At 46.0% G+C, this 12,950-nt stretch carries 10 protein-coding genes and 1 pseudogene; 6 read left to right on the top strand and 5 right to left on the bottom strand.

Annotation, left to right across the window (positions count from 1 at the left end; translation table 11 throughout):
• Positions 1-194: 194 nt before the first annotated feature.
• The gene (locus tag QD47_RS04460) at positions 195-2,288 is read left to right on the top strand and encodes a pectate lyase family protein (RefSeq protein WP_044644984.1); all 2,094 of its coding nucleotides are present in this window, start codon (positions 195-197) and stop codon (positions 2,286-2,288) included.
• A 104-nt stretch (positions 2,289-2,392) separates the two neighbouring features.
• On the opposite strand, the gene QD47_RS04455 is transcribed toward QD47_RS04460, so the two are convergent.
• The 3 genes from QD47_RS04455 to QD47_RS04445 all read right to left on the bottom strand — a co-directional run bounded on the left by QD47_RS04455 (position 2,393) and on the right by QD47_RS04445 (position 7,520).
• Positions 2,393-2,737: a hypothetical protein gene (locus QD47_RS04455; protein WP_044644983.1), complete on the bottom strand. Its 345-nt coding sequence runs from the start codon at positions 2,735-2,737 to the stop codon at positions 2,393-2,395.
• Positions 2,738-2,838: 101 nt separating this feature from the next.
• Complete coding sequence (locus QD47_RS04450; RefSeq protein WP_044644982.1) at positions 2,839-5,847, bottom strand: DEAD/DEAH box helicase; 3,009 nt, start codon at positions 5,845-5,847, stop codon at positions 2,839-2,841.
• Positions 5,844-7,520, bottom strand: a complete 1,677-nt coding sequence (locus QD47_RS04445; RefSeq protein WP_044644981.1) for an SWIM zinc finger family protein — start codon at positions 7,518-7,520, stop codon at positions 5,844-5,846. Before QD47_RS04445 ends, QD47_RS04450 begins: the two co-directional genes overlap by 4 nt.
• Before the next feature lie 348 nt (positions 7,521-7,868).
• Between QD47_RS04445 and QD47_RS04440 the strand changes: the two genes are divergently transcribed.
• Positions 7,869-8,063, top strand: a complete 195-nt coding sequence (locus QD47_RS04440; protein ID WP_044644980.1) for an alpha/beta hydrolase — start codon at positions 7,869-7,871, stop codon at positions 8,061-8,063.
• 78 nt (positions 8,064-8,141) lie between these two features.
• Here QD47_RS04440 and QD47_RS04435 read toward each other — a convergent pair.
• Positions 8,142-8,447 (bottom strand): annotated as a pseudogene (locus QD47_RS04435) (HAD-IA family hydrolase); the annotation flags it as partial.
• A 216-nt stretch (positions 8,448-8,663) separates the two neighbouring features.
• On the opposite strand from QD47_RS04435, the gene QD47_RS04430 reads away from it, so the two are divergent.
• The 4 genes from QD47_RS04430 to QD47_RS04415 all read left to right on the top strand — a co-directional run bounded on the left by QD47_RS04430 (position 8,664) and on the right by QD47_RS04415 (position 12,155).
• Positions 8,664-10,346 carry a sigma-70 family RNA polymerase sigma factor gene (locus QD47_RS04430; protein WP_044644979.1) on the top strand — a complete coding sequence of 561 codons (1,683 nt, stop codon included), beginning with the start codon at positions 8,664-8,666 and terminating at the stop codon, positions 10,344-10,346.
• Entirely contained in the window at positions 10,343-11,284 is a 942-nt protein-coding gene (locus tag QD47_RS04425) for a ParB/RepB/Spo0J family partition protein (RefSeq protein ID WP_044644978.1), read from the top strand. The genes QD47_RS04430 and QD47_RS04425 overlap by 4 nt, the downstream gene beginning before the upstream one ends.
• A 230-nt stretch (positions 11,285-11,514) precedes the next feature.
• Positions 11,515-11,772 carry a hypothetical protein gene (locus QD47_RS04420; RefSeq protein WP_044644977.1) on the top strand — a complete coding sequence of 86 codons (258 nt, stop codon included), beginning with the start codon at positions 11,515-11,517 and terminating at the stop codon, positions 11,770-11,772.
• Positions 11,769-12,155, top strand: coding sequence for a retropepsin-like aspartic protease (locus QD47_RS04415; protein ID WP_044644976.1), 387 nt, complete (start codon positions 11,769-11,771; stop codon positions 12,153-12,155). Before QD47_RS04420 ends, QD47_RS04415 begins: the two co-directional genes overlap by 4 nt.
• Before the next feature lie 121 nt (positions 12,156-12,276).
• On the opposite strand, the gene pgmB is transcribed toward QD47_RS04415, so the two are convergent.
• A complete protein-coding gene (gene pgmB / locus QD47_RS04410) occupies positions 12,277-12,930 on the bottom strand; it encodes a beta-phosphoglucomutase (RefSeq protein ID WP_044644975.1) in 654 nt (217 codons plus the stop codon).
• Positions 12,931-12,950: the final 20 nt, after the last annotated feature.

The raw sequence follows: 12,950 nt of genomic DNA, 5'->3' as shown, positions 1-12,950 counted from the left end.
AAAAAGGATGCAAAATTAATAGAGAATTTAAACCAAAAGATAAGTAATTCGACATATTTTAATATTATTTTATAAGTCTATAATTATTAGTGTATTGCGCTAGCGAATATTGTTTGGAAAGGCCGTGTGGCACAAATAGCTGCACAGCTATGTTGGTTGGTTCTTATCAATTTATCTAAAAAGGAGATTGTTACATGAAGCCGAGTTTGTTGAAAAAATGCGCAAGTGTAATGTTGAGCAGTACGATGGTTCTGTCTTTATCGTTACCGTTACTAGGGCATGCATATGCGGATGGGAATTTACAGGTAAGTGATGATTTTGAACAAGGGGAAGCTCAAGGCTGGACAGCAGGTTCAGGGAACTGGTCTGTTGCCTCGAACGGGAATGGCTCTACATACCAGCAGTCTAGTCAAAGCGAAAGCCATTCTGTTAAGGGTAATGCATCATGGACGAACTATAGCGTACAAGCAGATGTATATGTAGATGATTTTAATGGCTCCAATCGGGTATATGTTGCAGGCAGATACACGGATTCCAACAACTATTATGCTGCATCTTTGTACAACAAGAAGGGTGGAGCGCTTGAAATTCGCAAAAAGGTAAACGGTTCTATGAAGACACTGGCTACCAATAACAAATACAAACTGGACACCAATACCTGGTACAGAGTGAAGCTGGAGCTGTCCGGTTCGGAAATTAAGATGTATGTCAATGATAAGCTGGAGCTGACCGCAACAGATTCCGGCCTTGCTTCCGGAGCTATTGGTTTGGTAACCTCCAAGGCGGTTGCCCAGTTCGATAATGTTACCGTATCCGGTGCTTCAACTGAAGCAGATCCAGGCACAACGCCGGTGAATCCAACACCAGGTACAGATAAACCAACTCCTGGGGTAGATAAAAACGCAACCTCAAATATTAACTATAATCTGGCCGGTTTCTCCTATGGTAATACAGGCGGCGGGGAAATTAAGGATACCGATGCCAATTACAAAAAGGTTTACAATGCTGTAGATCTCAACGAGGCACTTAAAAAAGGTACTAAAGTCAGAGTTATTGAGATCATGAATGATCTTGATTTGGGATGGAACGAAATGCCTGATGCTGCGAAGGTCATGCCTTTTAGTGCAAACAACCCTGTGCTGACAAATCCCGTTTTGAAGAAAACAGGTGTGAGCAAAATCTATATAGAAAACTTGAATGGAATCACGATTTTCTCGGCAAATGGCGCTAAAATCAAACATGCCGGCTTTGTGATCAAAAGAAGCTCTAATTTGATTTTCCGTAACCTCGAATTTGACGAGCTTTGGGAGTGGGATGAAGCAACCAAAGGGAACTATGACAAGAATGACTGGGATTATATCACGGTTGAAGGCCAAAGCTCCAAAGTATGGATTGACCATTGTACATTCAACAAAGCATATGATGGCTTGGTAGATGTGAAAAAAGGCAGTAACGGAGTTACCATTTCCTGGTCCTTGTTCAAAGGAGATGACCGCAGCTCCAACAGCTGGGTGACTCAACAAATTAACGCTATGGAAGCAGACAAAGCTTCTTACCCGATGTACGCTTACTTGAGAAGCAGTGCAGTTGGCATGAGTAAAGAAGATATCATTGATATCGCAGCAGGACAAAAGAAAGCACATCTGATCGGTGCTACTGAGATGGCCGCTGATAATGCAGATCTGGCAGTAACATTGCACCATAACTACTACAAGGATATTCAAGACCGTATGCCGCGTTTGCGTGCTGGTAATGCCCATGCCTATAACATCGTTATGGATGATGCCGGATTGGCTAGAGCCAAAAAAAGAATTACATCCGACATGGCTAAAGCAATTGCTGCCAAAGGATACCATTTTGACGTCGTAGGTAATGGTGCGATTTCAACTGAAAATGGCGCGGTATTGCTTGAAAAATCATATTTAATTGATGTATTTTCTCCAGTTCGTAATAATCAAAAAGACCCTAAAAAAGATGACTACACAGGTAAAATCAAAGCAGAAGATGTCATCTTCTCTGACAACGGTAAAGTGTTCAGAGGGGGCAGCGAAGATGCGAATAGCCCGTTAGCCCCTTATCCTGTAAAAGGCAAGAGCTTCTCCTGGAATGGATTCACAACGTTGCCTTACAGCTACACAGCCGAAGATCCTGCGAACCTGGTTGCACAATTGACAGCCAAGGACGGGGCAGGTGCAGGCAAGCTGAACTGGTCGAGTGAAAACTGGCTTAAAACAGTATACAAAGCAGTCGCTTCAAAGGGTGTAAAAACGGTGGAAGATTCCGAATAAATATATTTGAAAATAGCTTTGGAATAAGAAGCAGCCAGGACAGATATACTCTGTTCCTGGCTGCTTCTTTTCGTATACATTTTCAGGATGCGTTCGGCAAGCACTTAACCGATAACGACAAACGAGGACACACCAGCAGGTACCGATCTGACCCGGAACAGCGTTCCGTCGTCTCTAAAGGTACGCAGAATATAAGGCTGGTTCGTAGGTGTGCGCACATTGTCGAATCGGACTGTGCCGAAACTGTCGAAATTGGCAGCTTGCACAAAGCTTCCATTTGTACGACGGAGGACTGCAAAAAATCCCGTTGTAATAAAAGGTACTCCATCATTACGAGCCCAGATGACCGTAAACCGGCTAAAGGTTTGCGTAGGACTCACATTACGATATCTCGTAGCAGGAACCTTCCTGCCCGTAGACTTCAAGGTTTGAGGAGGACGAATGGCCATTACCTATCAACTCCTTTGTTGTGATGTGATAGTAAATGCACACAAAGGAGTTTCGGACCGTGCTATAATCTACTTCTTCCAAAATAGGTTTATAGACCTCATCACGCCCAGTCGCGACGTAGTGTAAAGAGTTCTTTTAACGCGTCTGTCGACAGCTCGGTGATCCAGCCCTCGGTGCTGGAAATGATTTGGTCGCTAAGCTGCTGCTTGCTCTCCAGCATTTCGTCAATGCGTTCCTCCAGCGTGCCCAGCGAGATGAACTTGTGCACCTGTACGTCCTTCGTTTGTCCCATTCGGTAGGCGCGGTCTGTGGCCTGATTTTCAACAGCCGGATTCCACCAGCGGTCGAAGTGAAAGACGTGGTTGGCAGCTGTCAGATTCAGACCCACGCCCCCGGCCTTGAGTGACAAAATAAATACGGATGGCTGCTCGTCAGGTGGCAATGTGTGAGATTGGAACTGGTCAATCATCCGGTCACGGGCGGTTTTGGACGTGCTACCGTTGAGGTAGAGCACCGGCTCTTGCAGCTCTTGAGCGAGCACCTGCTGGAGCATACGTCCCATGCCAATATACTGTGTGAAAATAAGGCAGCGCTCGCCTTCCTCCCGCAGCTCCTTGACCATGGCCAAAATACGCTCCAGCTTGGATGAACGGCTGATAACTGCTTCGAAATCGGGCTGACTATAGCCGGAAGCCGTGGCATCCGGGGCCGCCTCCTTGGTTAAGAGCGCAGGATGGTCACAAAGCTGCTTCAACTGGGTAAGGGCAGATAATATAGCACCTTTTCGCTCAATCCCCTCCAGCTTCTGCATCCGTTCCATGAGCTCTTTAACAATTTGGTCATAGAGCGCTCCCTGCTCGGAGGTGAGGTGAATATACGTTTTCATCTCATTTTTCTCGGGCAAATCAAGCTGTATAGCCGGGTCTTTCTTCTTGCGTCGCAGCATGAAGGGCTGAACCAGTTTTTGCAGGTCTATCGTTCGTTGTTCGTTATGTTCCTTCTCGATAGCATTGATGAACCGATTGCTGAAGGAGCGTGCGCTGCCCAGATAACCGGGATTGATAAAATCATAAATCGACCATAGCTCGGACAGCCGATTTTCAATAGGCGTCCCGGTCAGCGCTATACGATGCCGGGCAGGGAAGCTGCGAACGGCACTGGATTGCTTGGTTTGCGCATTTTTAATGTTCTGCGCTTCATCCAGGCAAACCGAGTCCCAGGTTATGCTTTGCAGCAGCTCTTGATCAAGGGTCGCTGTTGCAAAGGAGGTCAGGATGACATCGGCTTGCTCGACTTCCTCACGGAATAAGTCTCCCTGATCCCGCTTGCTTCCATAGTGGAGCATGACCTTCAATGAAGGTGCGAATCGGCTGAGTTCCTTTTGCCAGTTGCCCAGCACTGAAGTTGGGCAAATCAGCAGCGAACTGGAGCGGACGCCCGTCTCTGCGGCGATGTCCTGTAGATGTAGCAAATAGGCAATAAACTGCACCGTTTTGCCAAGCCCCATATCATCGGCAAGACAGGCGCCCAGTCCAAAGCGCCGTAAAAAGGCAAGCCACGCGTATCCGTCCTGCTGATACGTCCGCAGCTCGGCTTGCAGTCCGTCCGGCACCTCCAGTGCGGGCCATTCCGACTGCCGCCCAAGCTGGCTGATCAGCTTCAGCAGATGCCCGTTCAGCTCGACCTCCAGCCGGAAGCGTGCCGCATCCTCCGGCTGTTCTCCCGTAGCGTCGCTCTCCGCCTCATCAGCGTTGCCGAGCAGGTGTAGCTGTAGGATGTCCTGAAACGACAATCCCTGAGTGCTGTCGATCCCGGCCATGGCCCGACGGATTTGCGCCAGCAGCGCGGGATCGAGTGCGATCCATTGCCCACGGAAGCGCACCAGCCGCTCATTGCGGGCCACCAGCTCGGCGAACTCGGACTCGCTCAGATCGGCATCGCCAATGGCAACACGCCAATCGAACTGGACAATCGAGTCCAGTCCGAACAGCGAGCTGCCCTTCGCGCGCTCGCCTCCGCCTTCGCCCGGGCGGACCTTGGCCCGCAGCTTCGGCTTCTTGCGGGTGGCTGCTTCCCACCAAGCGGGAAGCAGCACCTGCCAACCGCCCTCCAGCAAGCGATGGCTGTCGGTCGTCAGGAATTGCCACGCCGCCTCGTCGGAGAGCGGGCGATCCAGCACGTCATCGCGGCTTCCGGTCCGCTGCTCGGCGGGCAAAATCGCGGTCAAGCGCTCCAGCCATCCGGCTGAGCGCTCACGCACATGGGCCGTCCACGCATCGGGCCACGGGCCGGATGCGTATCCATCGTCGGCTAGCCGTACAGGCACCAGCAGTGCCGGGTCCTGCTTGTCCTGCAACACAAGCTTGAGCTGCCACGACGGATCGTCGTCCTCCAGCTCTGGCTCCAGCAGTTGCAGGAGCGGGCGGAAGGGCGCGGTATCGGCCTTCCAGCCGATAGCGATAAGCCATGCCCGCGCATCCAGACCTGCCGCGGCCGGGCGGTTTTGGGCGAAGAGAATTGGATATTCTCTTCGCAAATCGGCGGCTTCCGCCTCGGTGCTGTACCAGCGTTGAAACACGGCGGACGAGAACGCCGCAGCCAGCCCTTCGCGCTCGTCCTTCTCCAGGCTGTCAAGCAGAGCAAGCTCTGCCGGTTTGGTGCTTTCCAGCGTTTCCCCCGATTCTAACGCCTCTAACGTCTCCGCCGCCTCCAGTACTTCCGCATCCCAAATCCATTGCAGCTTCCCTGTCTGAAATGCTGTGAGGCTGGGCGCGTAGGCTTTCGCTTCAATGCAATGGGCAAGTAGAGGGATCAGCCGAAGCCACGGGGCATTGTCCTCGTCCCAGATCCATTCGATATGCTCCAGCAATTTGCGCTCCGTCAGAAAGGGAATCACCTGCTCCGAGGGGAGGAGGATAATATCCGTGCCCTGAATGTGTTGAATCTCCAGATCGGTGCCATAGAAAGAAGCCTCATGCCAAGCAAATAAACGCTGCTTCAGGATTTGGCCGGAAATGCTGTAGTTCATAGACGAATCGCCATAAATAAGCGCGTCTCCATAGGTGGTTAACTGGATGTGTACCGTAATCGTCTCTGTATATTGGCTCATGATAACAATTTCCCTTTCCGCAATTCCTCCTGTAGCGCCCTCAGGCGGCTATGGCGGCTGGTGAAGGTCGTGAAGAACAGCTCCCAGCGCGGCTCTTGCTTCATTTTTTTGTATAGCTTGAACAGCCGCTTCAACAGCTTGACCGCTGCTTTATAGCTAGATCTGTTTTTTTCCAGCACATATCGTTCCACCGCCTGATGGTAGAAGGGCAGCAGTAGCTCCGGTGCGTTCTTTTCAATGGGCTGCAATACACTCACCCGAAAACTCAAAGGCTCGCTGCGTATACTTAACTGGTAGTCGATCCATTGCCGCCATTTGTCGTGGGCAAGCAGTGCTTCTTCATACATTCCCCCGGCAAAAGGAAGCATTCCGACCAGTGTATCCCACATTTCCTGCTCTGCTTCTGGAAGATGCTGCAAAACCGTATCCCAATCGTTCATATAATCGTGCAAATGATCGTCCCGATGGCTGTGGAGTAAGGGGCCGATATGCTGTAGTCCGTCCTTGAGGCGCGACCATTCCTCGGCTTCACGTAAGGCATGTAAGAACAAAAGCAGTTGGCTGGAAGAGATTTTTAGCGGAAAAGCCTTTTCGGCCTCCTCAAGCAGTGACCAGGCTTGATCATCCTGCGACTGGTAAAAATACATCCAGCTTTGGGCCAGCATCCAGGGAAGCCGGGCCAAAGCTGTGCCAAGCTCATCCTCAGCCGCCCGTAAATGCTGTAATTCCTCCGCATATATGCTGGAAGTGGAATCTTTCTGCTGGGGACGCATCCAATTTAGCCAAAATCGGTAGTACGCGTCTGAAAAATAAGTGCCGTTACGCGATTCTGTCAGCATTTTTCGGCGTAAATAGGCCAAGGTCTCTGCCATGCGTGCTTTTTGCATCGGTTCATTGGTTAGGGCAGGTGTTAGGACAAGCTGGCTCTCAAAATCACGCTCGATAGCTTCTTTAAGCTCATCGGCGGCGATTTGCGTGTAATATCCCATATAGGAATGGGTGGGATAGCCTGGCATAGGTGACTGAGGCACCAGCTTTTCCAGCACACGCAGATGAGCGTGCAATTCATACAACTGTTCCATGCCGGGTGAAAGCGGCGGCTTCACGGCATATATTGAGGCCAGCGCGCTTTGTGCATATTGGGAATTTTGCGTATTCATGTGGATAAGGGCGATGCACTGATCGAACAAGTCATGCCATTCCAAGATGGGCAAATTCAGTATGCGGCTTGCTGTTTTACTGATCGTGTTCCTGGCAGCCTGCTTGCGATCCGGTGAAGGAGTGGACCGGGAAGCAGGCGCGGTGGTGCGCACGTCAGATTTTGTAGCCAACCGGGTGAAGCTCGCTGAATGGGCGTTCACCAACGCATGTACGGAACGCTCCTGCACATTCGCATAATTCAGCAGTGTGGCGATCATGTGCTTGCAGTTCTTATGAACCGGACATGTACATCGGCTGGCAGCAAAAGCGCTCAAGTGCAGATCCACCTCGTAAAGATCGCTTCCATCTACGACAGCCGCGATATGGTCGGCGTCAGGCATTGTAAATTCTTTTACCTTTCCTTGCTTAAAATATTGAAAGCCGCGTTTAATCGTCACGTCATTAAAATGGTCAGCTACATTTTGGATAAGCTGCTGCCACTGTATATCATCCATAAGATAGGTTGGTTTCATATGCATTAGTCTCCTAAGAGAGAATAGTCAATCTGATGACAGCTTAACTCTTCCATTATATCAGTTTAGGAACGAGTATTTGCATTAATCCAGAGAGCGGTTTTTATTCGGCAATATAATAGATCGGAATGATTCTGTCCGTCTATATATTGTACCTGCGGGCGAATGGAAACGAATAATGCAAAATGCTGGGACGTAAATTGAGGTGGAGGGAGCAGATGGAAAGTTTTCATGCGGGTTGACATGCGTTCTTTTAGAGAGTGAATTTGTATTATGAATATAAAATGAATATTACTAATATTTTAGTGCTGATGATCCTATTTAGGATTGTATGAGGAGGAAAAGAAGATGTCATCTTTATATAGCTACGATATCCACCTGCCCAGCCAGCTTGATCCCAACCGCACGTATCCGACCATTTTTACACTGCACGGTAAAGGGTCCAATGAGCAGGACATGTACAGAGTTGTCGAGCCGCTGTCGGGGGATTTTATTATTATCGGTATTCGTGGAGACTTGCCTATGGGCGGGGGATTTCAATAGAGAAAGTCCTTCAAGTCATAAACACGCTAAAATGACCTGTCACAGAGACAGGCCATTTTTTTATATTCTTTCCCTTTTTCATCCCCTGAAAAAATGATTCTCCAACATGCTCAAAGACAGCTCGGCTGTAGTGGCCACCACGATATCCGCACCTTGCATTTGTGAGGGCGTTCCTACGCCGACCGCGAACATTCTTGCACTCTTGATCGCCTGGATTCCCGCCTGTGCGTCCTCTATACCGATACAGTCGGCAGGCTGAACGCCCAGATTGGAAGCTCCGGTGAGGAAGATTTCCGGGTCGGGTTTGCCATGCCGAATGGCTGTGACATCCACCACACTGTCAAAATAGTGCGTCAGCTCCAGCCTGTCCAGTATAAACGCTGCACAGAAGCCCACATACCTACTATCATCTTTTTCATAAAATTGATCTGATAGATCACTAAAAACAATATGAGACCTAAGATTACTTGTCTGATTATCCAATTATATGTCTAAAAAAACACTTTATTATCAAACTATTAGAACCTTTGACGAATGACAGATTTCCAAAGAAGTTTAGAATATACTTGTGAAAATAGTCTTTTTTAGGGAGGGAGGCATTTGGCTAAGTCCCAGTCAAAAGAAAAAATAACAATTGAAGAATTAGTGGAGAGTTACTCTAAAAACATAACCAGAACAGCAAAAAAATTTATTAACTCAAGGATGAAATATGACAAATGGTTGTTAGAAGATCTTGTCCAACAAGGCTATGTCGGACTGATAGAAGCTCATAGAAGATATGATTTCAATACAGGCAATAATTTTTTTTGGAGTTACGCTCGCAAATTTGTAAGAGGCAGAATGATAGATTTTATCGTGCAACATTTTAATTTTATACGCCCAAGTAAAAAAATAAACAGTGTCATGTTGAGAATTAAAAGGTTGGATCTTATTAATCAATCCCCTCAATATATATCATATATACTAGGGTGTACCTCCAATATGGCCACTGAAGCAATGTATTTTCTAAACATGAGGTATATGGTTTATCTATATGAACCTGCGTCCACAACCCCAAAAAACCATCAGAGTAAACTTCTTATTGATGTAGTAACTGCTGAGGAAAGTTCGGATGACTTATTTCAGATTGAAGTCTTCAATGGGTTTTCTATCATTGAAAAAAAGATTGCACAAATGCTAATTGGAGGCTATAGCAGGGAAAATATTATCGAGCATTGCGGCATCCCTGCTTCTCAATTAATAGAGATAATTGATGAGATACTCGCAAAATGTGGGGTTGATAACCAAAAAATCAAAACTAGAAGCGAGGAATTGCTTATGCAAATATCAAATTTGGAGGGTATTAGACAAACCGCACAAACTGATGAAAAGAAAAATTTTGAGTGGGTAGAAATTGAACTTATATGGGCCAATCCCAAAAACCCGAGGAAAGATCTTTCGGTAAATATAGAACAACTACAAGAAGTGCTGACATCAAAGAGTTGGGAGGAACCAGTAACATGCTATCAAAAAGGACAGTATTATATTTTGCTGGCCGGACATCGTAGATGGAATGCCGCGAAGGCCTTAGGTCATAAAAAAATACCCGTATTTATCGTAGAGCCCCCATCAAGTCCCGCCGAAGAAAAGGATCGTTTAGGTTCTTTACAAAGTGTTCAAGTCGATTGGACACCCTATGAAATCGCGAAAAATATCTATGATCGCTGGGTATATGCAGGCGGTATATCCTATAATCAATTAGCTAATAAATTAGGAATATCCAAAAAAAATGTAGAGACTAAAATCCGTGTTTATAAATACTATCCCCGCGCTGAAATAGAGGATAAATTATCAAATGGTATGTACTCAATCACAATGCTTGATTATATCCTCACTTGGATTAGAAGATTAGATCAGTATCAACCCCAATTTGTTGAATCTATTGGAGAAGACTTCATCAGACAAATGATGCTTACCAAATACGAAAATAAATGCTTTAACAGCCGTATAACCAACGACCGCTGTTTTGTTACTAATGCTACTTCTGATGAGATACTCTCCTTTTTATCGAATCCAACCAAGACATTAGCTCAATCTGAGATTGAAATGACCATGAATCGGTCGAAGGAGAATCAAGCCACTTATAAAGAAGTGTATGAATTGCTAGATAAGTCTATCGAGTCTTTGGGAAATCTGGAGTGGAAAGATCAAAAAGAGGCACAGCAATTAATAACCGAATTGGACAAGTTAATCGAAAATATCGCAGTAAAGAGACAAGAATTAACGGGGGAGGGATTAGCTTGAAAAATACCTCAAAGCTAATAATGGCAGATATTAAAGATGTTATCCCTAATCCTTTTAATCCGCGAACCAATAATGCGATTAAGACAGAAGAAATACAACGGGTTATTAAAGAAAAGGGATGGGAAGTCCCTATTACTTGTTATCAAAAAGGAAGTCAATATATTATCTTATCGGGTCACCGCCGGTGGTATGCCGCTAAAAGGTTAGCGCAAAAAAAATTACCAGTTTATTTGGTTGAGGCTCCCGCAAGCATAGAGGAGGAACAAGAACGTCTTGGTTCCGTTCAAGGAGGAAAATCAGACTGGACTGTCTATGAATGGGCTAAGCACACTTATGAAATGTGGATTTATTGGGACAAATGCTCGTTTAATGAGCTTGCCCGTAAGATGAATAGAAGTTGTGCCTTCGTCTCTCCTCGTGTAAAGATATTCAGTTATTATCCGCACTCTGAGATTGAAGATAAACTCAAAAGTGGTAAATACTCAATCTCAGGTCTTTCTTATCTGATAAAATGGTTGGATAGTCTATCCAGATTAAAACCGGAAATTGTTGAACATTTAACAACAGATATGATCAGAACTACAATGCTATCGAAAATTGAAAAAGGCCTGGTAGGCATCCTTGATCTAAAGAGTGATTTATTCATACACCAAGCGAGTAATAAACAAATAAGTGACTTCTTAATGAATTCTAATAAGAAATTATCGGATGCTTTTCTTGAAGTCAGTAAAGACAGTATAAAGTACAGAGGAAAAAGTAAAATAAAGGCGCAACTGCATGAGATAGATAACGCAAACGATATTATAAAGAGATTAAGTCCTCCTGAAAGTGCTAAGGAACTTAAAAAAATGCAGCACATGATAGATGAATATAACCATAAATTATTGAGACTAAAAGAAGATTTACGAACATACATGAATAACGAAACACCACTATAAAAATGTCTAATTTTCTATATAAAACATAAACATTAGCCACAACTTCCGACTGGAAGTTGTGGTCTTTTTGCGCTAAATCAATTATGAAAAAATGATGCTACTTTACATTGACTTTTACGATATAAAGTACCTCAAGATGGTATAATAATGTCGAATATCATTATAAAATATCGAATTATGTACAATATGTTCTTCTTCAAATACAGGATATTTTAATGGAGGTGTCTGAAATGCGATGGGAAGAAGTTAAAGAACGTTTTCCCAATGAATGGGTCGTACTTGAGGCAATCAAAGCCTATTCAAAGGATGGTCAGCGTTTCATTGAAGAAATGACCGTAATTGATACATTCGATGATTCGACTAATGCTTTTAAGCGGTATAATGAGCTGCACAGAGTAGATCCTCAGCGTGAGTATTGTTTTTTTCACACCTCTCGTGCCACGGTTACGGCAAAAGAACGCTATGTGGGGATCAGGGGGCCTAGATGAACATTACAGAAATATATGAGCTTCCCTTTGTCAAGGTCAAAGTAACATTTAGGGGAGAAGAGTTAACTTTAAGCAAAATGCTGCTAGATACTGGTTCTGCCAGCACGCTTTTGAATGCAGATATAGTACGAGAAATAGGTATGGTTCCGGAAGGAAATGATGATGTTGATATTATACGGGGCGTGGGTGGCGTAGAATATGTCTACACTAAATTTCTAGAATCCATTACACTCGAAGAATCGACACTCAAAAATTTCCAGGTGGAAATTGGAAGTATGGATTATGGTATGCAGATCGATGGGATACTGGGCTTTAATTTTCTTAAACTAGTTGGAGCTGTTATTGATACTAAAGCAATGGAAGTAAAGACGGATACCTATTAGAGTTTGTTTGCAAGACTTCTAAATTCAATAAGGCCTGTATCAAAGAAAAATAAAAAAACTGGTGGAACGGGTCCACCAGCCAATCAAATTCACTTCTATAGGACATTCCCTTTTTTGAAACTTATATAAAATGCGCCTCCAGCATCCTCAAAGACAGCTCGGCGGTAGTAGCCACCACGATATCGGCACCCTGCATTTGCGAGGGCGTGCCCACACCGACCGCGAACATCCCTGCACCCTTGATCGCCTGAATTCCCGCCTGAGCGTCCTCTATACCAATACAGTCGGCAGGCTGAACGCCCAGATTGACGGCTCCGGTGAGGAAAATTTCCGGGTCGGGTTTGCCATGCCGAATGGCTGTGACATCCACCACACTGCCAAAATAGTGCGTCAGCTCCAGCCTATCCAGTATAAACGCTGCATTTTTGCTCGCAGAGGCCAGCGCGATGCCGATTCGGGCTTCACGAAGCTCCGTCAGAAGCGGGCGGATGCCTGGTAGTACGTCTGCCGGGGTCAAAGCCGAGATGAGCCGCTGGTACTCCGTATTTTTCTGTGCGGCCAGTTCCTGCTTGTCATCGGCTGAATACGCGCTGGACCGATCACCGCGCGCCAATATTTTGTCGAGTGACTCTGAACGGCTGATCCCTTTTAGCTGCTCATTAAATTCTCGATCAAAAGGAATACCCAACGTTGCCGCCAAGCTGCCCCATGCCTGAAAATGGTATTCGGCCGTATCTGTAATCACGCCGTCCAAGTCAAAAATCACTGCCTTCATTCGCTTCTCCCCCTTGTCTA

The sequence above is a fragment of the Paenibacillus terrae genome (genome assembly GCF_000943545.1).
Lineage (GTDB): Bacteria > Bacillota > Bacilli > Paenibacillales > Paenibacillaceae > Paenibacillus > Paenibacillus terrae_A.
This window is presented reverse-complemented; position numbering and strand designations above follow the sequence as displayed.